At 64.2% G+C, this 24744-nt stretch carries 24 protein-coding genes; 15 read left to right on the top strand and 9 right to left on the bottom strand.

Annotated features, from left to right (window positions below; translation table 11 throughout):
* The first annotated feature begins 19 nt into the window (after window positions 1-19).
* The 4 genes from ACXJ16_RS03395 to ACXJ16_RS03380 are packed head-to-tail and all read left to right on the top strand — an operon-like array spanning window position 20 to window position 2809.
* Window positions 20-1036, top strand: a complete 1017-nt coding sequence (locus ACXJ16_RS03395; RefSeq protein ID WP_324695714.1) for a GNAT family N-acetyltransferase — start codon at window positions 20-22, stop codon at window positions 1034-1036.
* 39 nt (window positions 1037-1075) lie between these two features.
* The gene (locus tag ACXJ16_RS03390; RefSeq protein ID WP_054438776.1) at window positions 1076-1339 is read left to right on the top strand and encodes a phosphopantetheine-binding protein; all 264 of its coding nucleotides are present in this window, start codon (window positions 1076-1078) and stop codon (window positions 1337-1339) included.
* A gap of 22 nt (window positions 1340-1361) precedes the next feature.
* A complete protein-coding gene (locus ACXJ16_RS03385; RefSeq protein WP_324695717.1) occupies window positions 1362-2033 on the top strand; it encodes an alpha/beta hydrolase family protein in 672 nt (223 codons plus the stop codon).
* Window positions 2030-2809, top strand: coding sequence for a hydrolase 1, exosortase A system-associated (locus ACXJ16_RS03380; protein ID WP_463921271.1), 780 nt, complete (start codon window positions 2030-2032; stop codon window positions 2807-2809). The genes ACXJ16_RS03385 and ACXJ16_RS03380 overlap by 4 nt, the downstream gene beginning before the upstream one ends.
* 66 nt (window positions 2810-2875) lie before the next feature.
* Here the strand turns inward: ACXJ16_RS03380 and trxB are convergent, their stop codons facing one another.
* Window positions 2876-3844 carry a thioredoxin-disulfide reductase gene (trxB, locus tag ACXJ16_RS03375; protein ID WP_324695721.1) on the bottom strand — a complete coding sequence of 323 codons (969 nt, stop codon included), beginning with the start codon at window positions 3842-3844 and terminating at the stop codon, window positions 2876-2878.
* Between the two features lie 204 nt (window positions 3845-4048).
* On the opposite strand from trxB, the gene ACXJ16_RS03370 reads away from it, so the two are divergent.
* The 4 genes from ACXJ16_RS03370 (at window position 4049) to ACXJ16_RS03355 (ending at window position 9182) form a co-directional block, all read left to right on the top strand.
* Complete coding sequence (locus ACXJ16_RS03370) at window positions 4049-4927, top strand: alpha/beta fold hydrolase (RefSeq protein WP_463921269.1); 879 nt, start codon at window positions 4049-4051, stop codon at window positions 4925-4927.
* A 145-nt stretch (window positions 4928-5072) separates the two neighbouring features.
* A complete protein-coding gene (locus tag ACXJ16_RS03365; RefSeq protein ID WP_324695725.1) occupies window positions 5073-6179 on the top strand; it encodes an HlyD family secretion protein in 1107 nt (368 codons plus the stop codon).
* Window positions 6180-6208: 29 nt separating this feature from the next.
* Window positions 6209-7741: a DHA2 family efflux MFS transporter permease subunit gene (locus tag ACXJ16_RS03360; protein ID WP_463921268.1), complete on the top strand. Its 1533-nt coding sequence runs from the start codon at window positions 6209-6211 to the stop codon at window positions 7739-7741.
* 1 nt (window position 7742) lies between these two features.
* Window positions 7743-9182 carry an efflux transporter outer membrane subunit gene (locus ACXJ16_RS03355; RefSeq protein WP_463921267.1) on the top strand — a complete coding sequence of 480 codons (1440 nt, stop codon included), beginning with the start codon at window positions 7743-7745 and terminating at the stop codon, window positions 9180-9182.
* A 31-nt stretch (window positions 9183-9213) separates the two neighbouring features.
* On the opposite strand, the gene ACXJ16_RS03350 is transcribed toward ACXJ16_RS03355, so the two are convergent.
* A complete protein-coding gene (locus ACXJ16_RS03350; protein WP_292636490.1) occupies window positions 9214-9522 on the bottom strand; it encodes a hypothetical protein in 309 nt (102 codons plus the stop codon).
* A gap of 177 nt (window positions 9523-9699) precedes the next feature.
* On the opposite strand from ACXJ16_RS03350, the gene modA reads away from it, so the two are divergent.
* The 6 genes from modA to ACXJ16_RS03320 all read left to right on the top strand — a co-directional run bounded on the left by modA (window position 9700) and on the right by ACXJ16_RS03320 (window position 14931).
* Window positions 9700-10470, top strand: a complete 771-nt coding sequence (gene modA / locus ACXJ16_RS03345) for a molybdate ABC transporter substrate-binding protein (RefSeq protein WP_454797327.1) — start codon at window positions 9700-9702, stop codon at window positions 10468-10470.
* A gap of 16 nt (window positions 10471-10486) precedes the next feature.
* Window positions 10487-11188: a molybdate ABC transporter permease subunit gene (gene modB, locus ACXJ16_RS03340; RefSeq protein ID WP_463921265.1), complete on the top strand. Its 702-nt coding sequence runs from the start codon at window positions 10487-10489 to the stop codon at window positions 11186-11188.
* Complete coding sequence (locus tag ACXJ16_RS03335) at window positions 11178-11813, top strand: molybdenum ABC transporter ATP-binding protein (RefSeq protein WP_054438790.1); 636 nt, start codon at window positions 11178-11180, stop codon at window positions 11811-11813. Before modB ends, ACXJ16_RS03335 begins: the two co-directional genes overlap by 11 nt.
* A gap of 117 nt (window positions 11814-11930) precedes the next feature.
* The gene (locus ACXJ16_RS03330; protein ID WP_463921264.1) at window positions 11931-12935 is read left to right on the top strand and encodes a sugar phosphate isomerase/epimerase family protein; all 1005 of its coding nucleotides are present in this window, start codon (window positions 11931-11933) and stop codon (window positions 12933-12935) included.
* Complete coding sequence (locus ACXJ16_RS03325; protein WP_454797331.1) at window positions 12935-13327, top strand: C-glycoside deglycosidase beta subunit domain-containing protein; 393 nt, start codon at window positions 12935-12937, stop codon at window positions 13325-13327. The genes ACXJ16_RS03330 and ACXJ16_RS03325 overlap by 1 nt, the downstream gene beginning before the upstream one ends.
* Window positions 13324-14931: a family 43 glycosylhydrolase gene (locus ACXJ16_RS03320; protein ID WP_463921262.1), complete on the top strand. Its 1608-nt coding sequence runs from the start codon at window positions 13324-13326 to the stop codon at window positions 14929-14931. The genes ACXJ16_RS03325 and ACXJ16_RS03320 overlap by 4 nt, the downstream gene beginning before the upstream one ends.
* A 60-nt stretch (window positions 14932-14991) precedes the next feature.
* On the opposite strand, the gene ACXJ16_RS03315 is transcribed toward ACXJ16_RS03320, so the two are convergent.
* From ACXJ16_RS03315 to ACXJ16_RS03300, 4 genes are all read right to left on the bottom strand, one after another.
* Window positions 14992-16416 (bottom strand): MFS transporter, encoded by a 1425-nt coding sequence (locus tag ACXJ16_RS03315; RefSeq protein ID WP_324699056.1) that lies wholly within the window; start codon window positions 16414-16416, stop codon window positions 14992-14994.
* A gap of 5 nt (window positions 16417-16421) precedes the next feature.
* Complete coding sequence (locus ACXJ16_RS03310) at window positions 16422-18116, bottom strand: GMC family oxidoreductase (protein WP_324695746.1); 1695 nt, start codon at window positions 18114-18116, stop codon at window positions 16422-16424.
* A 1-nt stretch (window position 18117) separates the two neighbouring features.
* Window positions 18118-18750 (bottom strand): gluconate 2-dehydrogenase subunit 3 family protein, encoded by a 633-nt coding sequence (locus ACXJ16_RS03305; RefSeq protein ID WP_185997150.1) that lies wholly within the window; start codon window positions 18748-18750, stop codon window positions 18118-18120.
* A 100-nt stretch (window positions 18751-18850) separates the two neighbouring features.
* The gene (locus ACXJ16_RS03300) at window positions 18851-19135 is read right to left on the bottom strand and encodes a Gfo/Idh/MocA family oxidoreductase (protein ID WP_324695749.1); all 285 of its coding nucleotides are present in this window, start codon (window positions 19133-19135) and stop codon (window positions 18851-18853) included.
* A gap of 153 nt (window positions 19136-19288) precedes the next feature.
* On the opposite strand from ACXJ16_RS03300, the gene ACXJ16_RS03295 reads away from it, so the two are divergent.
* Entirely contained in the window at window positions 19289-20500 is a 1212-nt protein-coding gene (locus ACXJ16_RS03295) for an MFS transporter (protein ID WP_324695751.1), read from the top strand.
* A 74-nt stretch (window positions 20501-20574) separates the two neighbouring features.
* Here ACXJ16_RS03295 and ACXJ16_RS03290 read toward each other — a convergent pair whose 3' ends face one another.
* Genes ACXJ16_RS03290 through ACXJ16_RS03280 form a run of 3 tightly spaced genes read right to left on the bottom strand, consistent with a single transcriptional unit; the run spans window position 20575 to window position 24708 of the window.
* Entirely contained in the window at window positions 20575-22956 is a 2382-nt protein-coding gene (locus ACXJ16_RS03290) for a beta-glucosidase (protein WP_324695753.1), read from the bottom strand.
* The gene (locus ACXJ16_RS03285; RefSeq protein WP_324695755.1) at window positions 22953-23540 is read right to left on the bottom strand and encodes an NADPH-dependent FMN reductase; all 588 of its coding nucleotides are present in this window, start codon (window positions 23538-23540) and stop codon (window positions 22953-22955) included. Before ACXJ16_RS03285 ends, ACXJ16_RS03290 begins: the two co-directional genes overlap by 4 nt.
* Window positions 23541-23595: 55 nt before the next feature.
* Window positions 23596-24708: an LLM class flavin-dependent oxidoreductase gene (locus ACXJ16_RS03280; protein ID WP_054438801.1), complete on the bottom strand. Its 1113-nt coding sequence runs from the start codon at window positions 24706-24708 to the stop codon at window positions 23596-23598.
* Window positions 24709-24744: the final 36 nt, after the last annotated feature.

Below are 24744 nucleotides of genomic sequence, written 5' to 3'. Positions count from 1 at the left end.
GAAAGGGTTCGAACGGGACGTGGCAAAGGTCGATTATCACCGCGATCTTAAGCAAGTGCAATCGGACGGCCAGCTAGCGCTGTGGCTTTCCGAGGGCAACCAGCACGCCCCTTTCGACCGTATCGAATGGTTTCGGGCGCTGGCGGAGCATTGCGCTCCAGACGCCTTTATCGCCGCGGCGTGTGACGGCGAGGATTTTGCGGTACTGCCCCTGCAGGGAGCATCCGGGCACCTTCACGCACTGTCGAACTGGTATACCTTCCGCTTCCGCGCGCTCTGTTCAGACGCAGAACGGCCATTGGCGGTACTGGCGGGCGACCTTGCCGGAAAGGCCCGCCGCATCACGCTGAGCGGCGTACCGGACGAGGACGGCAGCGCCGCCCTGCTCGAACGCGCCTTCCGCAAGGCAGGCTGGCTCGTCCGCCGTGAGATTTGCGACAGCAATCATGTCCTGCCAGTAGCCGGTCGCAGCTACGCGCACTATCTCGCCTCGCGCCCCGGCAACTTGCGCACGACGCTGAAACGCAAGGCGGGCAAGCTCGAAATCGAAGTTCTCACCCGTTTCGATGCCGCAGCCTGGGCAGCCTACGAAGCGATCTATGCCGAAAGCTGGAAGCCCGAGGAAGGCAGCCCCGCATTCCTGCGCGCCTTCGCGCAAGCCGAAGGTTCTGCGGGACGACTGCGGCTGGGCATTGCGCGCTGCGGCGGACAGGCCATCGCCGCGCAGATGTGGACGGTCGAACATGGCACGGCATGGATACACAAACTCGCTCACCGGCAAGCGGCGAAGCACCTCTCCCCCGGTTCGGTCCTGAGCGCGGCGCTTTTCCGCCATGTGATCGACACGGACGGTGTCGAACTCGTGGATTTCGGTACAGGCGACGATCCGTACAAGCGGGACTGGATGGAATTTGTGCGTCCGCGATACCGGCTCGACATGTTCCGCCCCGGGTCTCCGCTGAATTGGCCTCGTCTGGGGCGTGATATCTTGCGGGCAGGGCTTGAGCGCCTTGCCGCAACCGCGAAGCGCGGCTAGAGGCGCGGGGTTAACGACAAATGCCCGAAGAGAGGGGCCATGCAAGACGAAACCGACCTGTTGCTGCGCCGCATCCTGACGGATGTGCTGGGCCTCAAGCAGGGACAAGCCGAGACGTTCGATGCCGATACCGGGCTGTTCGGGCATTTGCCCGAACTGGACTCGATGGCGGTTGCCGGCCTCCTGACCGAGCTGGAAGACCGGCTCGACATCATCATCGAGGACGACGAGATCGACGGCGAGATGCTGGAGACCTTCGGCGCCCTGCTCGAATTCGCGAAAGCCAAGCGCGCCACGGCGTGATTCGCGCTGGGGGAATCGCAGGATGACCCCCACGACATGGCCCTGCCCCCTGCCCGATGGCGGCATGGAAAAGGAATATGCGCTCGCGTTCGATCGCGGGCGGGCGCAGCGGGTCCTGATCGTTCCTGCCCTGTTCGACGAGGGCAATCGCATGCGCCGCCTCACGGTGGAGGTCATGCGACGCCTTGACCGCGCCGGGATCGACAGCCTTGCCCCGGACCTGCCGGGAACGAACGAGAGCGTGCTCGCTCTCGAATCGATAGGCCCGGCCCAATGGCGAACCGCGATGGCCGCGGCTGCCGCGCATTTCGGCGCAACGCACGTCCTCGGCATTCGCGGAGGCTGCCTGTTCACACCGAGCCTGCCGAAATGGCACTACGCACCGGTAAAGGGCGCCCAGATCCTGCGCTCCATGTTGCGCGCCCGCATGTTTGCAGACCGCGAGGCGGGACGCGAACAGACGCGGGAAGCCTTGACGGACATGGCCCGTACCGAAGGCATTATGCTCGCCGGATATCCATTGAACGCCGGGCTTTTCCGGGAGATCGAAACATTGGAGCCCAATCCCTCCGTACCCATCATCGAGCAGGAGCGGATCGGAGGTAGCGGCTTGTGGCTGAGAGCGGAACCGGATGAGGATGCGTCTCAGGCCGATGCGCTCGCCGCATTGCTGAGCGAGGCTCTGCGAGCATGACGCGGCGGCACTTCACTTTCCCCTGTGAAGGCTCGCAGCTCGCCGCGAGCCTTGATGAAGCGCCGGCAGACACCGGTCTGCTAATCGTGTCCGGCGGCAATGAAGTACGCGCCGGCGCGTGGAACGGGCAGGCCCGGCTCGCCGTGCGAATTGCTGCCGAAGGGTTTCCCGTGCTCCGTTTCGACCGGCGCGGCGTGGGAGACAGTGAGGGCGAGAACTGCGGCTTCCGATCGAGCACGCCGGATATCCGCGCAGCGCTCGGCGCATTTCGCGCGGCTTGCCCGCAAATGCGCCGTGTCGTCGGGCTGGGAAACTGCGACGCTGCCAGCGCACTGATGCTGGCAGAAGGCGACGGGCTCGGCGCGCTGGTACTGTCCAACCCATGGACGATCGAGGACGAGGCCGGGGACGCTCCGGCCGAAGTCGTGCGCAGCCACTATCGCCGCCGGATGACCGATCCGGCCGCCATCAGGCGCCTCCTCACGGGAAAAGTTGCGATAGCCCAACTGATCCGCAGCCTCGTTGCCGCGTCGCGTCCGGGCGTGGCGGAACCTGCCGGTCTGGCGCAGGAAATGGCGCGCGGCCTCGCCGTATTTTCAGGTAGGGTGCGGTTGCTCGTCGCCGAAAGGGACCGCACGGGTCTCGCATTTCTGGCCAATTGGGACAAATCGGACACCCGCGTGCGCCGCTGTTCCGGCGCCACGCACAGCTACGTCGAGCCGGAGGCGCAGGACTGGTTGATCGGGCAAGTGCTGGACGCCTTGCGTCACGCCTAGTTGCGCAAGGCGTTCCTATCGAGAGAGGCCCGGGGGCTGAGCCCCGGACCTCTCCTATCTACAAAGTCAGGCTTCGACCTTCGCCGCTTCGGCGAAATCCCGCGCCGCAAGATAACGCTCGGCATCGAGCGCCGCCATGCAGCCGGTACCGGCAGCGGTAATGGCCTGGCGATAGACGTGATCCATCACGTCGCCGCAAGCGAAAACGCCGGCGATATCGGTCTTGGGCGTGCCCGGCTGGACGAGGAGATAGCCGGTCTCGTCCATGGCCAGCTTGCCCTTGAACAGTTCCGTCGCCGGTGCGTGTCCGATGGCGACGAAAGCACCGTCCGTAAGGATTTCGCTCTGCTCGCCGGTCTTGGTGTCGATCAGCGCAAGGGCGCGCAGTTCGCCATTTTCGCCTTCCATGAAGCGTTCGACGCGCTTGTCCCAAACGACGTTGATCTTCGGGTTCGCGAAAAGGCGGTCCTGCAGGATCTTCTCGGCGCGCAAGCTGTCTCGGCGGTGGATCAGGGTCACTTCGTCGGAATGGTTGGTGAGGTAGAGCGCTTCCTCGACCGCGGTATTGCCGCCGCCGATCACCACGACCTTCTTGCCGCGATAGAAGAAACCATCGCACGTGGCGCAGGCCGAGACGCCCTTGCCCGAAAGTTCCTGCTCGCCGGGGACGCCGAGCCACTGCGCCTGTGCGCCGGTGGCGATGACGAGGGTATCGCCCTCATAGATATCGCCCGAATCGCCGACAGCCTTGAAGATCGGGCCGTTGAGGTCAACCGAGGTGATGATGTCGTACATCATGCGGGTGCCGACATGGACAGCCTGCGCCTCCATTTCCTGCATCAGCCAGGGGCCCTGAATGACTTCGCGGAAACCGGGATAATTCTCGACGTCGGTGGTGATGGTAAGCTGGCCGCCGGGCTGCAGACCCTGCACAACGATCGGCTCCATCCCGGCGCGCGCGCCATAGATCGCGGCCGAGAGACCGGCCGGGCCGGAACCGATGATGAGCATGCGGGTCTTGTGCGTCGTCGCCATGTGAAAGTCTCCGGCATGAATGTGTCGAATATCGTTGGGGCGCGAGATAGGGCCAAGCACCCCGGTTTGCCAAGCGGCAGGCCGCATAAGGAATATCTTGATCCCCGCAAATCCGCACTTGGCGGATCGGGTTTCCGCCTCGCGGCGGCGCGGAATACCGGTGCCCCCATTGACCTGCGCCGCGCCGGGGATCACGATTTCGGCATGAAAAGCCAGCTCGGACCGACCTCCAACCGTTTCATCTCGCAGCGCCTGCGGCTCAACTATGTCGACTGGGGCAACCCGGACGCGCCGCCGCTGATTCTCCAGCACGGCGGGCGCGACCATTGCCGCAGCTGGGATTGGGTGGCCGAGGAACTGCGACAGGACTGGCACGTGATCTGTCCGGATCTGCGCGGCCACGGCGATTCCGAATGGTCTCCCGAGGGCCACTACGGAATGGACGCCCTCGTCTACGATTTCGCCCAGCTCGTGCATACGTTGGGGCACGAGAAAGTGACCATCATCGCCCATTCGCTCGGCGGAAACGTCGCAACGCGCTTCACCGGCCTGTTCCCCGAGAAAGTCGAGAAATTCGTCAATATCGAAGGGCTCGGCCCGCCACCGCACATCCGCCGCCAGATGGAAGAGCGCGGGATCGGCGACCGGCTGAAACAATGGATCGAGGACAAGCGCCGGGCCTCCGGACGGATGCCGCGCAAGTACGCGACCCGCAAGGACGCCTACCAGCGGATGAAAGAGGAGAACTCCTTCCTTACCGAGGAGCAGACACGCCATCTGACGATCCATGGCGCCAGCCGCAACGAGGACGGCACCTGGAGCTGGAAATTCGACAACTACGTCAATGTCTGGTCCGTATCGGATCTGCCGACTTCGGATGTGGTTGCCTTGTGGCAAGCCATCACCTGCCCCGTGCTCATGCTGTGGGGCAAGAACAGCTTCTCGCAGAGCCCGGCCGACGACGGGCGGATAGACTGGTTCCCCACGGCTCGGCTAGTCGAATACGAAGACGCCGGCCATTGGCTCCATCATGACCAGTTCAACAGGTTCATGGGTGACGTGAAGGCATTTCTCGCGCCCTGAACCCCACCCTGTTCGCACGGCCCCTCCAACCCATCGCAAGCGCGATTCCAGATAGACACCCTTGCAACCTTCCTCTTGCTTATAATAACCATGCTTAGTACCTGCGCGACACGACGAGTCTCGCCTGAAAGGCACTGGAAAAAGCATGAACGCCGAAACAACGATCGCGGCAGAGAACCAGATTTCCCTGCCCGTCCGCCCGGCCAGGCGTCGTCTGCGAAGGGTTCTGATGCTGGCTGGGCCGCTGGTCGCCTTGACGGGTGTGATCTGGTTCTACCTCGCCGGAGGTCGCTACGAAGAAACCGACAATGCGGCGCTTCAGACCGGCATGGTCGCGATCAGCCCCAGCATCGCCGGCACGGTCGTTTCCGTCGAAGTGCGGGAGAATCAGCACGTCCGTAAGGGTGACGTGCTGTTCCGCATCAAGTCCGGCAGTTTTGCAGCAGCGGTGTCGGAGGCGGAAGCCGAACTGGCCAAGTCCCGGACAGACGCGAGTTCGCAGCGGGCAGACTATCGCGAAGCACTGTCGCAGGTCGGCGCGGCAAGGGCGAAACAGGATTATGCGGCAAGCGAAGCCGCTCGCCAGAAATCGCTCATGGCAGAGGGAATTTCCTCTCGCGCGCAGTACGAACAGGCTGCAACCGAAGCGCGCACCGCCCGCGAAGGCGTCGCCGCTGCCGAGGCCCGAGCCGAAAGCCTTCGCGCCAGCCTTGCCGGCCTGATCGAGGGTGACACCTCAACCCTGCCCGAAGTGCGCAAGGCGGCGGCAAAACTGGACCAGGCGCGGATAGACCTTTCCGACACCGTCGTCCGGGCCCCGCAGGACGGCGTGGTGACACGCGTGAACCAGCTTCAGCCCGGTAACTACGTCACCCCGGGCCGCGCCGTTTTCATGCTAACCGGCGAACGTTTCTGGGTGCAGGCGAACTTCAAGGAAGATCAACTGCGCTACATGCGCGCGGGCCAGCACGCCACGGTCAGACTCGACGCCTTCCCCGACCGCGCCTTCAAGGGCCATGTCGAAAGTTTCAGCCCCGGGACCGGATCGAGCTTCGCGGTGCTTCCGGCGGACAATGCAACCGGCAACTGGGTCAAGGTCGTCCAGCGACTGCCGGTCCAGATCGCGATAGAAGAATCCGCAGGCGACCTTCCGCTCGGCGCGGGCCTGAGCGTCCATGTCGAAGTCGATACCCGCCATGAACGTCGCTTGTTCGCCGCCGATACACCGGCCGCGCCGGCACGCCGGCCTTGAGCCGGAACGGCGGTTCCGCGGTGCCAGCCATGCCCGCATCCCCCTATCCCACGCCGATGCGGCGTCTGCTGATAACCATCCCTTCGATGATCGCATCGACCATGGTTGCGGTGGACATCACCATCGCCAATGTCGCGCTGCCGCACATGCAGGCGAGCCTTTCAGCCTCGCAGGAACAGGTGCTCTGGGTGTTGACGAGCTACCTCGTTGCCGGGGCCATCGCCACGCCGCTCAGCGGCTGGCTGGCCGGGCGGGTAGGCCGCAAGAACGTCATGCTGTTCTCGGTAGCCGGCTTCACTGCCGCGTCAGCGCTCTGCGGGCTCGCCACGGATCTGCAGACCATCATTCTTGCCCGGTTTTTGCAGGGAGCCTGCGGAGCCGGGCTGGTCCCGCTCAGTCAGGCTATCCTGCTCGATATCAACCCGCCCGAGGATCATGCCAAAGCCATGGCGATCTTCGCGCTCGGCTCGATGGCGGGACCGATCGTCGGGCCCACGCTCGGCGGCTATCTTACCGATGCGATGTCCTGGCGCTGGGTGTTCTTCATCAACGTGCCTTTCGGCATCCTTGCCTTCATCGGCATGTCGATCTTCCTCGTGCGCCGGAAGAGCCGGGTGAAGACGCGCTTCGACCTGTTGGGCTTCGTCATGGTCTCGGTCGCGTTGACGTCGCTCCAGCTCCTGCTCGACCGGGGAGAGCATCTCGACTGGTTCGACTCCTCCGAAATCCGCATCTACGCCGTGGTTCTCGCTCTCGCGACCTACCTCATGGCCGTTCACATGGCGACTTCAAGGGATACCTTCATCCGGCCGCAGCTGTTCCGCGACCGGAATTTCGCGATCGGTTCGGTCTTCAGCATGATGATCGGGATAGTCGCCTTCGCCACGATCCCGATGATCGTGGTCATGACCCAGTCATTGCTTGGCTATTCCGCGCTCCAGGCCGGGTTCATCAGTCTGCCCCGCGCGATCGGCACGCTGATCTCGATGCTGCTGGTCACCCGGCTGGTGAAGTTCGTCGACACCCGCGTCATCATCGTCACCGGGCTCATACTGATGGGCTGCGGGATGTTGATGTATTCTCACGTCGATCTCTACGTCGACCAGAGCACGCTCGTTCTGGCAGGACTGGTGCAGGGACTGGGCAGCGGGATGATCTTCGTGCCGCTCTCGGTCATCGTGTTCTCCACGCTCGATCCGGCGCTGCGCAACGAAGGCGCTTCGATGTTCGCACTCACGCGCAATGTCGGCAATGCCGTGGGCATATCGGTGATACAGTATCAGTTCGTCCACTATATCGCCGCATCACGCAGCGAACTGGTGCAGGGCATAAGGCCCGACAATCCCGTGTTCGACTACGCACGGCCAGGTTTCGACTTCGATTCGACCCAGTCCCTGACCCGGATCTACGGCGAGGTCGTCAGGCAGGCGACGATGGTCGGCGACATTTCACTCTTTCACATGGTGTTCGTGCTGACGCTCTGCCTCATCCCGCTCGTCCTGATGATGCGCGTGAAGAAGGCGAACGATGTCGACACCAGCACTCTTGCACTCGGGGAATAACGTGTTCCGCAAGGCCTCCGTCCTGCTACCGCTCCTGCTGACCGCCGCCTGCATGAAGGTTGGCCCGGATTTCGCGGCTCCGCCGCCGCCTTCTGCATCGGCGGGGTATGCTCAAGGCGCGTACCCCGGCGCAGTGCTGGGAGATGGCCCGCAAGCGGGCTGGTGGAACGCTTTTGCATCTCCCGAACTGGATAGCCTGGTGCAGCGCGCACTGGCCGGAAACCATTCGCTCGCCGCAAGCCGCGCGACGCTGGAAAAGGCGCGGGAGCGCATCGCCGCCGCTGCCGGTCGCCGCCTTCCGCAAGTCGACGCCAATGGGCGTGCCGAGTATCAACGCGTCAACCTCGCCGCCTTCGGCCTGTCCGACAGTTTCGGCGGCGCCGAAATTCCCAATCCCGAATTCGACCTCTACACCCTGGGGGCCGGGATCAGTTACGACCTCGACCTGTTCGGTCGCAACTCTCGTGCGCTGGAACAGGCCAAGGCGCAAGCCGAGGCCGAGGGCCGCGCCACGCAGGCCGCGCACCTGCTCATCGCCGGGCGGGTGGTCGAACAGGTCCTCGCCATCGCCGCACTCAACGACCGCATCGCCACGGTGCGCCAGCTTCTCTCGGAAGACGAACGAAACGTTACGCTGACCGAGGCCAGGCGCAAGGGAGGGGACGGCACTCTGGTGGAAGTGCTGAGTGCGCAGGGCCAACTCGCCGAAGACCGCGCGAACATGCCTTCGTTCGAACAGCAGCTTGTCGAAGGGCGCGCCATGCTGGCCGTGCTGCTCGGAATATCGCCCGCCGAACTCGGCCCTACTCCCTTCACCCTGCAGCAGTTCACCCTGCCCGCACGCGTACCCGTCGCCCTGCCTTCGGCGCTGGTTCACAAGCGGCCTGACATTCTTGAAGCCGAAGCAAGGCTTCATGCCGCCATTGCCGCAGTCGGCGTGGCGACGGCCCAACTCTATCCCGACGTGACGATCGGCGCGTCGCTGACGCAGCAGACCTCGCAACCCGGACAGATCACCAGCAGTCGCTTCAATGCCTTCGATATTTTCGCGGGCCTCTCGGCCCCGATCTTCCATGGCGGCACGCTGAAAGCGGAAAAGCGCGGCGCCGAGGCCGAAGCACGCGGCGCATCGGCGCAGTACCAGCAAGTGGTGACGGAAGCTTTCGGGCAGGTTTCCGGGCTGCTTTCGGCGCTCGGCAATGACAACCGTGAATTCGCCGAACGACAGTCCGCAGCCGATCTGGCCGATCGTTCGCTCCACCTGTCACGCCGCAGCTTCGAGGTGGGCAACAGCGGCGTGCTGCAGGTTCTCGACGCCAACCGTGCCTATCAACGTGCGCAGCTTACCCTGCTCGACACGCGCAGCCGCCAATACCGGAACGTGGCGCGGCTCTACGTCGCCACGGCGGGAGGCTGGGTGACGGACAGCAGCGAGAACTGACGCGGCACCCGGAGCCGGGCCGCTTTCGCGCTCAGGTAAGCAGGAAGTAACCGAGCCCGAGCCAGCAACAGGCGCAAAGGCCCACCGCGATCAACAACCCGCGAGCGTCATGGACCTGATCCCGCGATCCTGGGTCCTGCCCGGCATAGACCAATCCCGAACTGATCCCCATCTGCATGCCAGCAAGCTGGTCCGGACGGCGTTCGAAACGGATAATTCCTTCTTCAGCGACCTTCATCAAGTCATCCCCACAAGACATCCCAACCAGCACGCGGCGGTTTCCCCGCCGGTTCCATGCCCGTCCGTCTTTTGGCGTGACGGCCTGGAACTGTTCGCGCATCGACGATGCTAACACCTTCCCCTGAGCTTGCACAGAGTACTCCCGCATAGACCGCTTGGAAAAGATGTTCCGATTCAGACCAGCCCTCCGCATGAATTTCCAAGCCATCATTGCCTTGCAAACACGACCTCAGGCCATATACGAACGAATACAGCCAAACCTGGAGATCATTCGAAGATGCGCCGGCTTCTCGCCATTCTGATCTCGCTTTTTGCGGCCTTCACGGCACTGTCGCCTTCGGCCATGGCGCAGCAGTCAGGTCCGCTCGTACTTGCTGCGGCCAGTCTCCAGGAATCGATGAACGCCGCCGCGGATGCCTGGGTCGCCAAAGGCCATTCCCGACCGAAAATCTCCTTCGCGGGATCTTCCGCCCTTGCCCGCCAGATCGAGGCCGGCGCCCCTGCCGACCTGTTCATCTCCGCGGACGAGCCCTGGATGGACGAAGTGCAGTCCAAGGGTCTTCTGCGCCCGAAGACCCGCGTATCGTTTCTCACCAACAACCTGGTGCTGATCGCCCCCGCCGCAAAGCCTGTGCGCATCAAGATTCGTCCCGGCTTTCCGCTGGCCGCCGCGCTCGGCTCCGGCCGGCTGGCCGTGGCGGACCCGAATGCGGTCCCCGCAGGACTTTACGCCCGACAGGCACTGACCCGGCTCAAGGTCTGGCCCTCGGTCCAGAACAGGCTCGCGCCGGCCGAAAACGTTCGCGCCGCCCTCGCGCTGGTCAGCCGGGGTGCCGCGCCGCTCGGCATAGTCTACAGCACTGATGCGAAAGCCGAACCCGGCGTGCGGGTCGCCGATACGTTCCCCCCGTCCTCGCACGATCCGATCAGCTACCCGGTCGCGGTTCTCGCCTCATCCCGCCACCGCGATGCCGAGGCATTCCGCCGGTTCCTGATCTCCGCCGAAGGCAAGACCGTGTTCCGCCGCTTCGGCTTCGGCACGCGCTGACGCACCTTCTCCGCTCGTGACGCTGCTCACTCCAGACGAATGCCAGGTCCTGATCCTGTCGCTCAAGGTGAGCGGAGTTGCCATGCTCGCCGCGCTACCTGTTGCCTTCGCCCTGGCATGGATACTGGCACGCTTGCGCTTTCCGGGCAAAGTGCTGATCGACGCACTGGTTCACCTGCCCCTGGTCCTGCCCCCTGTCGTCACTGGCTGGTTGCTGCTGATCGCGTTCGGCACCAACGGACCGCTGGGCCGCTTTTTCGCCGAATGGCTGGGCCTCACCTTCATCTTCCGCTGGACCGGCGCCGCGCTCGCAGCTGCGGTCATGGCTCTCCCCCTGATGGTTCGTGCGATGCGGCTTTCTATCGAAGCCGTGGATCGCCGCCTTGAAGGCGCAGCCCGGACGCTCGGTGCAGGGCGCTGGCATACGTTCCGAACGATCACCCTCCCGCTGGCAATGCCGGGCGTTCTGGCCGGCCTGGTGCTGGGCCTTGCCCGCTCTATCGGCGAATTCGGCGCAACGATCACTTTCGCCTCCAACATTCCCGGCGAGACGCAGACCCTCCCGCTCGCGATCTACAGCGCGCTGCAGATGCCCGGTGCGGAGTGGCAGGTCACGCGGCTTGCCGTGCTGTCCATCCTCGTCTCCGTTATCGCCCTCGTGGCTTCCGAGTGGCTGGCGCGGCGCAGCGGTCAGGGGCGAGCCCATCATGCCCTTTGATATCGACATCTCGCTCCGCCGCGGAACGGAACGTTTCGATTATGCCTTCCGCACGGAAAAAGGCGGGCTGACGGCACTGTTCGGTCCGTCAGGCGCAGGCAAGACATCCCTGCTCGATGCGATTTCCGGCCTTGCCCGGCCTGTCCAGGGCCGCATCCATGTCGAAGACACCGTGCTGTTCGACAGCACGAAGCGGATAGATCTCAGGCCCGAACAGCGCCGCTGCGGCTACGTGTTCCAGGACCTGCGGCTCTTTTCCCATCGGTCCGTACGCGACAACCTGCTCTACGGGTGGCGCCTTGCACCTGCTGGCCAGCGCTGGATGGATCTGGAAACCGCGCTGGGCTTTCTCGGAATCGGCCATCTGCTGGAGCGCATGCCCGCGACGCTTTCGGGCGGCGAAGCCCAGCGCGTGGCAATCGGCCGCGCCCTGCTTTCCGGTCCGCGGTTCCTGCTGATGGACGAGCCTCTCGCCTCAGTTGACGCCGAAAGGCGTGAGGAAATCCTGACCGTGATCGAGCGCATACGCGACGAACTGGCGCTGCCGATCCTTTATGTCAGCCATGACCGTGCCGAAGTGGACCGGCTTGCCGATCGCGTCATCGCCATCGAACGGCGCGGCTGACGGACTTTCAAAAATTGCGGCCCCGCCAGATTGACAGCCCCCTGCGTTTCGCACAAACAGGAATAGTAATTCTAATACTATGAGGCGCTGCACGGGCACGCCCGGGAGAAGGGGTTGATGGCGAAGATAGAACGGGGCGTGAGCCTTTACAGCTTCCAGGAAGAAATGTTCCTGGGGCAGATGTCGGTTGAGGACTGCATTGCCTTTGGCGCCTCCATCGGCGCGAAAGGGATCGAGATCCTGCCCGAACAGAACATGCCGCGTTTCCCCCACATCGACGATGCGGAAGTGGCGCGCTGGCAGGACATGCTGGCCCGCCACGGCGCGCATTTCACCTGTTACGACATGTTCCTCGATACCAAGCTGCGCAAGGGCGAGACCCTCTCGGACGAAGAGCAGGTCGAAAGCATCCGGCGCGACCTCGTGCTCTGCAACCGGCTCGGCATCCGCAACATGCGTGTGCTTGTCTTCGTGCGCCCGGACATCCTCGAAAAATGCGTGCCCCATGCGGAGGAACTGGATGTCCACATGGGCGTGGAAGTCCATGCACCGTGGCATCTCGAACATGCATGGATCCTCCGCACCATCGACGTGGCGGACCGGATCGGCACGAAGCATCTAGGCATCCTGCCCGACATGGGCATCTTCATGAAACACTACCCGCCGGAATTCCGCGCCCGCTTCGAACGGCAGGGTGCGCGGCCGGAAGTGGCGCAGTTCATCGTCGACCAGCACGAACAGAAGATCATGTGCGAATACACGATCTACGAAGTCGCGGTGAAGATGGGCGGCAACAAGGCCGAGATCGCCATGGCCGAGACACTGCGCCACGCGCCTTACGCCAACCCCAAACGGATCGGCGATTATGCACCGTACTTCCGCCATATCCAGGCCAAGTTCTACGGCATGGCACAAGACTGCACGGACCCCACTATCGCCTACGACGAAGTGATACCCGAACTGGTGAAATGCGGCTGGGAAGGTACGCTTTCGAGCGAATACGAAGGCAATCGCTGGATCCAGGACGTCTCGCCGGTCGACAGCCGCGAGCAGGTCCGCCGCCAACATGTGATGTTCGAGCGCCTGATAGCCAAGGCCGAAGCGGAACTGGAGACCGCCTGATGTTCGACAAGTATCTTATCGACGCCGCTTCGCTGCGCAACACCGGCCCGGCCGATGCGCCCACGGGGTTCTCCTTCGAGGCCAAGCTCGGCTATTATCGCGGCCTTGGCCTCTCGATGATCGAGAAGCTGGACGTGTCCATCGACGGGGCCTCGCTTCCGCGCGCGGCGGTTCGCTTCGATGAAGGCGAAGGCGCCATCACGCTGGACGAGATGGAAACCGCTTACGACCGGCGATGGCCCTTCGGGACAGCCGCGACGATCCTTGTCGATCATCCGGGCGGGTTCCCTGATGGCGAGCACGAACTCGCTCTGCTCCAGCAACTCCGTGTTTCCTACCTACCTTTCCCGTCGATCAACACCGATGCCAAGCGCGTCTCGCTCGAGGCATGATGAACCGGCGTAACGCGCTGCATTTAGGCGCGGTGGCAGGACTGGTGACGGGCCTTCCAGCACCGGCCCTGGCCGCCGCCGGGAAGCCTCCCGCAAGGAACGGGATCGAGGGCCAGCGCCGGGCCGATCGCGGGGATGGCACCTACCTCAATCCGATACTCGCCGGCGACTATCCCGATCCGACCGTCCTCAAGGATGGCGAAGACTACTATCTCACACATTCCTCTTTCGAAGCCGCGCCCGGACTGCTGATCTGGCATTCGCGCGATCTCGTGAACTGGACGCCGATAGCTTCCGCGTTGGAAAAACCGCTGGGCACGGTCTTCGCGGTCGATCTCGTGAAGCATGAAGGGCGATATTACATCTACATTCCGTTCATGGCGGCGCCGTGGTCGGAAGGGCTCAAAAGCTTCGCCAACATCTGTGTCATCCACGCGGACGATATTCGTGGACCGTGGAGCGAGCCGGTCGACCTCGGCATCGGCGGCCTGATCGACCCCGGCCATGTCGTGGGTGAGAACGGCAAACGCTATCTCTTCCTGTCCGGTGTCAACCGCGTGCGCCTGACCGACGACGGCCTCGCCACGGACGGTCCGGTGGAGAAAGTCTATGACGGCTGGAAATATCCTGACGACTGGGTGACCGAAGCCTACTCGCTGGAAGGCCCCAAGTTGTTCCGGCGCGGCGACTGGTTCTATCTCGTGACGGCGGTGGGCGGCACCGCCGGGCCGCCCACCGGCCACATGGTGACGGTGGCCCGTTCGCGCTCGGTTCACGGGCCTTGGGAGGACTGCCCTCACAATCCCGTGATCCGCACCTGGAATCCTGCGGACAAATGGCTGTCCCGCGGTCACGCCACCTTCGTGGAAGGTCCTGCGGGAGATTGGTGGGCCGTCTATCACGGATATGAGAACGGCTTCTACACGCTCGGTCGGCAGACCCTGCTCGAACCGATCCGGTGGGACAAGCAGGGCTGGCCTCACGCGATGGGCGCCGACCTTGCACGCCCGCTCGCCAAGCCTTCCGGGGGCGAGGCGGGGCCGCACGGCATGGCGTGGTCGGACAATTTCTCAGGCCAGTCTCTCGGCTCGCGCTGGCGTTTCTACAACCAGGCCCCGGGCGCTGGTGCACGGGCAACCGTCGGCGGCAATGCGCTGACACTTGCAGCGAAAGGCACCGGACCGCAGGACTGCTCTCCGCTGACCCACCTTGTCGGCGATCACGCCTACGAGTGCTCAGTCTCTGTAGAGCTGACGGACGGTGCGTCTGCAGGGTTGCTCCTGTTCTTCAACGACCGGCTGTTCCTCGGCATGGCTTACGATGGCGAGCGCATGGTAAGCTATCGTGGCGGCAAGGCGAGTTACTGGCAGGAGCCGGTGGAGAAAGGCAGCAGGATCGACTTGCGGATCGTCAACGATCGGCAAATCGTCTCCATGTATCACCGCACGCCAGGTGGTGAGTGGGTTCGCCACGCTGTTCGCAGCGAAGTCTCCGGCTACCACGCCAATACCATGGACGACCTGGCAAGCCTGCGCCCGGCGATCTTCGCCAGCGGCAAGGGTTCGGCACGTTTCAGGGACTATCGTTACAAGGCGCTTGCCTGATCGGCTACGAGGGGGAGGCGGCCTGGCCGCCCTCCCCCTCGCTATGGAATACAATTCCAGTCACGCGTCATGTTCGGGGAACAAGGGCGCCGGAAGCCGGAACGCCAGAACCAGGCATATCAGCATCAGCCCTTCGATGGCGGCGATCGCAGGCAGGACCGCGCCGACCTCTCCTGTCGGCGCACCGGCGAAGAAGGCCGTACCGACTATGGCGATGCCCAGCGCCATGCCGAGTTCCTGCACCGTCTTGATGAAACCGCTTGCCGTGCCCGCATGGCTCCGGTCGACGCGCGCGAGGATCACCGGCGTCAGCGGGCCGCTGGTCATGCCCATGCCGGTCCCGGCAAGAGCAAGACATGGCAGTGCCCACCAGAACGACACGTCGGTCTCGATCCACGCCAGAGTGCCTCCGGCAAACAATGCCATCAGCGTGATCCCGCCTACCAGCACCCATTTGCCGTGGCTCGTCACGAGCTTGCGGCCGAGAAAGGCAATACCGAGCATGACCCCGGCGCTGAACGGGATGTGCAGCAGGCCGGTTTCCAGTGGAGAGAAACCGAGCAATTTCTGCGCCCCGAATGCGAAGACGAACAGGAAGCCGCCCGTCGCCGCGCCGAATGCCAGCGCGATCGCAAGGCCAAGCGCGAACTGCCTTTGATGGAAGAGTTCAGGCGCATAAAGCGTCGCGGCCCCGACTTTTGCGCGTCTCTCGGTCCGCCGCCAGACCAGCGCCAGCATGATCGGAGCCGCGAAGAGCAAGGCGAGATGCCAGGGTTGCCAGCCAAGGTCATGCCCCCGCACAAGCGGATAGAGCATCGCAGCCATAGACGCGGCGAACAGCATGGTTCCACCACCGTCGATCCCGCGCGTCAGGGACGAACGCGCAGAAGGCAGCAACTTCCACGCGACGATCACTGCCAACACGCCGACCGGCACGTTGATGAGGAACACACTGCGCCACCCCAGGCCGAAGGGATTGGCATGGATCAGCACGCCGCCGATGATCGGCCCGCAGATGGCTGAAAGGCCGCCGATGACGCCGACCCATGCCAGCTTCGCCACGCGCTCCAGTGGCTGGAACAGGACCTGGATCAATGCCATGACCTGCGGCGCCATCATCGCCCCCGCTCCGCCTTGAAGCACGCGCGCGGCGATGAGTTGTTCCGGGCTGCGAGAGAGCCCGCAAAGCATCGAGGCAAACGTGAAGCCCGCCACGCCGCCAATGAACAGGCGATTGTAGCCGAAAGCATCCCCCAGCCGGCCGCCCAGCATCAACAGCAGGGCAAATGCCAGCGAGTAGCCCGCCGCGACCCATTGCGCCTGTGCCGCCGCCGCGCCGAAGTCCTGTTCGATCACCGGCAGCGCGGTGTTGACGATGGTGACGTCCACGATCTCAAGAACCAGCGCCACCATCAATGTCAGGTAGGCCAGCGATTTCTGTCGCTCGGTCAGGTCCATGACCTGCGCCGGAAACGGCGATGCCATGGCGGTCAAATTACGCCTTCCTTCAGCATCGAAACCGCCGTCGCGCAGGCCCGCGCAGTGAGCGCCATGTAAGTGAGCGAAGGGTTCTGGCAGGCAGATGAGCTCATCTGTGCGCCATCGGTGACGAACAGGTTTGGAATGTCGTGGGCCTGGCTAAGGCGATTGAGCACCGAAGTCCCTGGGTCCCAACCCATCCGCGCGCCGCCCATTTCGTGAATGGAAGTGCCGCCATGGCCCGGCTTGTCGAAGCCCATGATGACGTGGCCGCCCGCGTCGGTCAGCATCGCGGTCGCCTCGCGATGCGCATCGGCAAGCGCCGCCATTTCCTCCTTGCCATGCTCGAAGGCAATCTCGAGCTGGCGGACGCCGCGCGGGTCCGTGCGGTTGCTCAGCGTCAGTCGATTGCTGGCGCGCGGCATCGAATCCGCGAAGACCACCAGCACCATCGTCCACGGACCGATCTGGTGCAGCTCTTCCTTGTAATCCTTGCCGATGCCGCCCATCCGCTTGCCGCGCGTCCAGGTGCCTTGCAGCGCGCCGCCCTGGAACGAATAGCCGCGCGTGAAGCCGTCCCCGTCCAGCGTGTCGAGATTGCGGAAACGCGGGATGACGATGCCGGTGGGCCGATTGCCGAAGCTGGTCCGGCCTTCGAATCCAGGCATCACCGCCATGGCCGCCATCGTATTGGCATGGTCCATGATGTGCGTGCCGAGCACCCCACTCGAATTGGCAAGGCCGCGAGGCATCGCTTCGCTAGCCGAGTTGAGCATGAGGTGGACCGAGTTGAACGCCCCCGCGTTCAGAAACACCACGCGGGCATAGGCAACCTTGTGCTCGCCGGTCTTCGTGTCGATCCAGCGCACCCCGGTAACCCGGCCGGTCTTCGCATCGTAATCCACCTTGTGGACCTGCGCGTCGGTAACGACCTTGAGCCGCCCGGTCTTCTTCGCCGCCGGCAGTGTTGCCGATTGCGTCGAGAAGTAGGCGCCGTAGGAACAGCCGCGCGCGCAGATGCTGCGATACTGGCAGTGCGCCCGGCCCTGTTCGGGACGTGCCTCGGTAAGGTTCGCGGTGCGGCCGATTGTCATCACCCGGTCCGGATACTTCGCCCGGATCCGCTCACGGACGGCCGCCTCGACACAGTTCAATTCCATCGGCGGCAGAAAACGGCCGTCCGGAAGCTGGGCCAGCCCTTCCGCCGCGCCCGATACGCCGACGAATTCCTCTACCTTGTCGTACCACGGGGCAAGGTCGGCATAGCGGATCGGCCAGTCGGTGCCGAAACCATCCCGCTTGTTGGCGCCGAAATCATAGTCCGACCAGCGGTAGCACTGCCGCCCCCATGTCAGCGAACGCCCGCCGAGCTGGTAGGAGCGGAACCAGTCGAAGTCCTTGCCCTTCGCCTTCTGGTAGGGCTGCTCGGCATCGTTGACGAAGTGGCCTTCGGTGAACTCGTTGAAATGCCGGTTGAGCATCTGCACCGGATATTCGCGGGCATAAAGCTCGGCGTCGCCCTGCCCTCGAAACGGCATTTCCCACGGGGCCTTGAGTTCGGTCTCATAGCCCGTCTGATGCTCGATATTGCGGCCGCGCTCGACCATCAGGACGGTAAGGCCCGCCTCGGTCAGTTCCTTGGCCGCCCAGCCGCCGGTAATGCCGGAGCCAACGACAATAGCGTCGAATTGCGTGTTGTTGGTCATGTCAGCCGAAATCCACTGCGGTCCAGTCGCTGGAGAATGCGCGGTCGCCGGGCTTGAGAGGGATGTCCCACTCCCATTTTCCGGGCACCAGTTCATAGCGAAGTTCCTGCGATCCGCCGGCTTCGCTGGTGTAGTAGCCGGTCAGGATCAGCCCCTTGATCGCCGTCCACGGCGATGGTGGCGCGCCTTGGGCGAAAGCCTGGGTATCGAGCGCCGTCAGTAGCCGCACACGTTCCGCCGGGTCATGTCGCAGAAAATCGCCGCCCGCCGCGCGGTCGAGCGTGTGTTCCAGCCATGGGAGATGGCGCAGCGAACCGTCGCGGCGACGGAACGGTTCAAGCGCCGCCGTCACCATGCCTGCGGCCATCGGCGCGCGCGTGCCGGAAAGACCATGGGCAAGCGCCAGCACGACGAAATCGCCGACCCCCACGTCCTTCGCGCCAGGCGTATCGGTGCGCGGGATCACGAGATCGGAAACCTCCGCGATCAGATTGCGCTGGCGGTCGCTCGGCAGTTCGCGCTCGTCGAGAGCGGTAAGCTTCACGCCCGCTGCAGGAATGCCCAGAGCCAGCGCCAGCAGCGCCGCACCCGCGGTGAATTCGCGGCGGTTCCAGCCGGAAGTATGAGCGCTCATGCGTCGATATCCCTTGTCGGCGCATTGCCCGCATGGTCGGCTTCCTGGCCTGCGATCCGAGAGAGGCCCTTTATCGTCTTCATGATCCGTCTCATTTCGATCAGGCGGGGAGATGGTGGAAGTTCGGCGTCGTCACCGCCACGAAATCGATCCCGTCCTCACGCGCGGCTTCTTCGCGCAGCATCGTCTCGAGATCGGCATAGGCACGCGCCGGATCGATGCGATAGCTTTCTCCCGCCTGCTGCGAGCGCACGGCATCGCTGCTGAAAGCGCCCGCCACCAGTTCGATCTCGCGGTCCATTTCGGCAGCGATTCGGTGGACCGAGCCAATGAACGACCCCGGCCCTCTGCCGACAATGCCCATCCGCAGGCGCGCTTTCGTCATGCTTCCTCTCGTATGATTTATAATGATGGTTCTAATTTTATATGAGGGGTCAGGTCAAGGCCTTCGATTGCATTGACCGCGGTCAGAAACGCCGATATCAAACAGGAATAGAAATTCTAATATAGCGCCGGACAGCGGCGCGGGCGGAGAGGCATGAACCCGGTTTCCCGATTCTTCAGCAAGCTCACCATGAAGCCGCAGGGCATGACGATCGTCATCGCGGCCTTCCTTCCGATCTTCGCGATCGTCTCGATGTTCCCGATCGTGGCATCGATGATCGCCCACTTCCAGACCGACCCGGACGCCGCGGCCAAAGTGCCGCTCATGGTCACCGCGCCGGGCCTCACCATCGCGATCCTCGCACCGTTCGCGGGCTGGTTCGTGGACAAGTTCGGCCGCCGCCGGCTGCTGCTGATCTGCACGTTCTTCTACGGCCTGTTCGGCACCCTGCCGTTCTTCCTCGACGACCTGAACCACATTTTCGCCAGCCGCCTGGCGCTGGGCGTTTGCGAGGCGGGCATCCTCACCATCGTCAACACCCTGCTCGGCGATTACTGGGATAACGAAAGCCGCCGAAACTGGCTGTTCCTGCAAGGGGTGATCGGGCCGTTCCTGGCTTCGGGCGTGATCCTGATGTCTGGGCTTGTCGCCTCGATGCGGTGGAACGGCGGCTTCCTCGTCTATCTGGTCGCCTTCCCGATCTATTTCGCGATGCTGGCGTTCCTCTACGAACCCAAGGGCCGCGCGGCACATGATGAAACTCCGGCAGAGCCGACCGGCGAGAAGGCTCGCTTCCCGGTCGGCGCCGCGCTCGGCGTCGCCGCGCTGACGCTGTTCTCGGCCGCACAGTACTACGTCTTCATCGTCAACGGCAGCATTGCCTTCGGCGAAGTGGGCGTCACCGATCCCGCCGCCGTCGCCAAGATGAGCTTCCTTCCCAGCCTGTTCGTCATTCTCGGCGCGCTGCTGTTCCGTATCCTCTCGGGCCGATCCAACGGCGTACAGCTCGGCGCCTTCCTTGCGATTCTCGGCACCGGCCTTGCCGTGATCGGTCTTGCCCGCAACCCGGGCGAGATGATCGTCGGCCTTGCCATCCAGCAGACCGGCGCGGGCATGGCAGTGCCCTCTCTCATCGCCTGGGCCCAGACCAAGTTCCCCTTCGAGCATCGCGGCCGGGGCATGGGCATCTGGACCGGATCGTTCTTCTTCGGACAGTTCATCTCGCCTGTGCTCGTTCATCAGGCGAATGGTGCGACGGGCTCCATGCAGGGCGCGTTCCTCAGCGCGGGCGTACTCTCGCTGACAGTCGCCCTCGCCGCGCTCGGCATGGGCATGACACGCAGGCGAACGCCGCTGATGGCGTGATCCGGCAACGCCGCGCATAAGAAAGGCCCGCCGGGAGCGATCCCGGCGGGCCTTTTCTTTGGGATTGCTGCGCTTCAGGCGAGCGCAGCAATCTCCATTTCCAAGGTCAGCCCCTCATCTTCGCAATGGCGCGCAAGACGCAGCACGAGATGGTCGGCTACGGGTTCCCAGCCCTGCTCGCCCCAGCGCTGCAGCGCGCGCGGTTCGAGCGGCACGGCAATGCGGCGGCTCTCCCCCGCAGCCAGTTCGACGCGGGCGAAGCCCACCAGCGCGCACTCGGGGTTATCGCGATAGACCTGCACGACATCGCTGCCGGTGCGGTCCGAGGTGTTGGTAACGGTGAGGTGCAGCATGCCTCCTTCGACCGCAGCGCTCGCCCACGCGAAGCGCGCATAGCCCATGCCCGAGCCGAACGGATGACGCGCAGCCTTTCCGCTCGCTGCGAGACCGCGATAGCCCAGCAGTGTGCCTTCCGAATAGGTCAGCGTGCCGTCACTTGCAGGCTGAAGCGCGAACGCCGGGTAGTCGCCCTCATCCGCAGCCATGGTCACCGGAAGACGGCCACCCGGCTCGCGCGTACCGGAAAGCACGTCGGCCAGAGCGCGGGCGAAGCCCTCCCCCGGATACCAGACCGACAGCAGCGCCGCCGTCCTGTCTTCCCACGCGCTGTCAAAAGCATGGCCGACGTTGACGACCACCGCCGTGCGCGGATTGGCAGCCGTCACCGCTTCGATCAGGTGGATTTGCTCGGCAGGCAGCAGGGTGTCGGCGCGGTCCTTGCTCTCGACACTGGAGTCCGAAGTCTCTCCCACGATCAAGAAGACCGCATCCGCCGCACGCGCTGCATCGACCGCGGCCTGCAGCATTTCCTCGGCACTGCCGGGGCCGCGCAGGCCATACCACAAGCCCTGCACACGGCCCCCTGTCCACGAGAATTCGACTGCGATCGTCACTTCCTGTCCCTCCGCGAGATGGAAGCTCACATGATCGGAATCGCCGCGCTTGAGCACGCCCATCACGTCGCCCGCCGGGATCTCCCCGCCTGCACGCATGACTTCCTCACCGTCGACGAGAATGCGCGCCGCGCCGGTAGAGCCGAGGTGCAGCATATGCGCGCCGGCGCGCTTCGCGGTGTAGCGCCCGCTGGCACGCACCGAGCCCGGTTCGGTAAAGCGCGCCTGATCGTGGACCCCGACGAACCAGACAAGCGAGTTGGTATCGCGCGTCTCGCGTGTGAGCACGTCGCCCACGCAATCCGGCGCACCGAAGTACTCAAGCGTCATGCCGCTCGTGCAGCCGTCGCCGATATCGAGCGCGGGTGTCACACTCATGTTCGGCAGACGCGGCTGCGGATCGACACCGGGTTCGAACAGGATCTCGCACGAAGCGCCGTAGGCCGCGCGCAAGGTCTCCACCGGCGTCGGCGCATCGGGCGAAATCGAAATCTTGGCGAAAGTGCCGCCCTGGAAGCATGGCGCCCAGGCATTGGGGCCGATCACCGCCAGCGTCTTCACCGTTCCGGGCACGAGCGGCAGCATATCGCCTTCGTTGCGCAGCAGGGTAAATCCGGCCGCGGCAGCCTCTACCAGCAGGGCCTCGGCTTCGGCAGCAGGTATCGGCGGCGCCTTGTCGCCGGTGATCCGGCGCGCGACCGCAGCGATGCGTGATGCAGCATCCTCCACCCGCGCCGGATCGACCGCCCCTGCCGCGACAGCCGCTTCCAGCTTGCCCCCCATGAACCGCGAAGGTCCGGGCATTTCCAGATCGAGGCCGGCATTGATCGTGCCTTCGCTGGAATGCGTGCCGAACCAATCGCTCATGATGAGGCCTTCGAAGCACCAGTCCTGCTTGACGACTTGCGTAAGAACATGGGCCTGCTCCGAGCACCACGACCCGTTGACGCGGTTATAGGCGGCCATCAACCCGACGCAGCCCGCGTCTGCAGCATATTGGAATGGCAGCAGATAGACTTCGCGCAAAGTCCTCTCGTCCACGCGCACGTCGACTTCGTCACGCGAGGTCTCGCTATCGTTGCAGACCAGATGCTTGGCGACCGAGCCGGTGCCGGTCGATTGCAGGCCCTTCACCCATTCCGCCCCGAGCACACCGGTCAGCACCGGGTCTTCCGAGAAATACTCAAAAGCCCGGCCTGCCAGCGGACTGCGTGCGAGGTTGAGGTTGGGCGCCAGCACCGCATCCACCCCGCGCAAGACGGCCTCGCTGCCGACCAGTGCGCCGACGCGGCGGGTCAGGTCGCGATCCCAGGTCGCGCCGAGCAGGGTCGAGCATGGGCTTAACAAGGCGATGTCGCGCTCATCCACTTTGCCGCTGGCGATACCGAGCGGTCCATCGGACATGGTGAAGGCAGGAATGCCCGCATCGGGCACCGCGAAAGTGGCCCACATCGCGCCGCCCGCGGTGAGCGCGCATGCTTGTGAAAGGGTCACGTCGCTCATGCCACTGCCTCCGTCCGAAAACCCATGATCTGCTCCGCCTGCGCACGCACGGCGCGGGCGATGCCTTCGTCCGCCAGCGTACCGTCGGGCGCGAAAGGCTTCTGCTCCACCGAGTTGACCGCAACGCCTACCGGTGTCGGCCAGCCGCGCATCGCGTGAACCACGTCGCGCATCGCCGAAAGCGTGGTACCGCAAGCCTGCCAACCCGCCGCTGTCACCACGAGGCCGACCGGACGCCCATCGAAATAGACCCTTGGATCGCCGCGCAAGTCTTCAAGCAGGTCGATGGCGTTCTTCACGAGGCCGGAATAGCCCCCGTGATAGCCGGGGCTGCCGATAACGATCCCATCCGCGCTGCGGACGGCCTCGACGAGCGCCTGCTCTTCGGGCGTGCGGTCCGGGCCTTCAGGGTTGAAATGCGGCAAGGCGGCAAGCGCCGCCCCATCGAACATCACGGTTTCCGCGCCCAGTGCCGCGCATTCGACAAGCACGGCACGCACGATCCGCTCACTGGACGAGGCCTGGCGGAACGTGCCGCCAAGCCCCACGACCCGCCGGGGCGCGGCGGACGAAATCACGGTCATCGCATTCTCCTCAAGCGGCGCGGCCTTCTTGCGGGCCGCGCCATTCTATTTGCCATCAAGCCGGAACGGCGGCCTTGAACGCCGGCATCACCTTTTCGGCCATCAGGCGCAGGGTCTGGTCGCCATAAGCAAGGCGTTGCTCGGTCAACGGTCCCGTAGTGGTGCCGCACAGCACATTGCCGATGCCGAGTTCGGCGTAAGGCGCCAGATGCTCCGCCACCGTTTCCGGCGAGCCGTAGAGGCACCAGGTGCCGATCCAGTCGTCGGACAAAGCGTCCGGCGTGCGGTCGGTCTTCTTGTTGGCATCGTCGCTTTCGGCACGCGCATTGAACTCGGCCTCGCGCTCGATCGCGTCCTGGTAGCTGCGCAGGATCGCTTCCAGTTCCTCGCGCGCCTGGTCGTCGCTCTCTGCAACATGGACCACCTGATAGGTATGTGTCGTCCAGTCGAGCGCGGCCTTCACCACTTCGTCCGAATGCCCGGCTTCAAGCAGGAAACCCTTGTAGATATCGAACCACTTCTTGACGTGCGCGAAAGGCTCGGTGCCGCCGATCTTGGGCGGGGTGAAAGCGGGAATGAAGGCCGGCCAGCCGTTCTCGGCCGCGCGGCGCGAACTGGCCTCCTTCATCGCCACAGGCATCAACCGCGCATGGCCCGGCGTATAGGGCGAAGGCGTGATGCGCTGTAGCACGCGGCCCTTGTAAGGTCCGTTGTCGATCACCACCGCCGGATCTTCCATCTGCTTGGCCCAGAGCTGTTCTGCCAGCGCAAGGTTGTTCTCCGCGATCGCGCCCGCGTCCTTGTAGTCGACCGCAAAGCCGATCATCTCTTCCGGCGTCGTGCCTGAACCAACGCCGACCAGCAGCTTGCCGTCAGTCAACTGGTCGAGAATGTTGATCCGCTCGGCAAGGCGCACCGGGTGGTGCAACGGCACCGAAACCACGGAGAAGCCGAAATGCATCTTCGGCATCTGCGCGGCCAGGTAGCCTGCGAAAATGAAGCTGTCGCTCGCCACCGGCATGTAACCGTTGAAGTGGTGGTCCGGCAGGAAGATCGCGTCGTAATCGAGCTCGGCGGCAAGTTTTGCGTGACCCTCAAGGTCCTTCATCAGCTTCCGGTCCTGATCCGGACCAAGCGAACGGGCGTTCAGAAAAACGGAAAAGCGCATCTTCCCCTCCCTTGGGGCCATAGCCGCCGCCGCGAT

Source organism: Novosphingobium sp. TK71, from assembly GCF_055361505.1.
The sequence above is the reverse complement of the archived record's forward strand: the minus strand, read 5'-3'. Positions and strand labels throughout refer to the sequence as shown.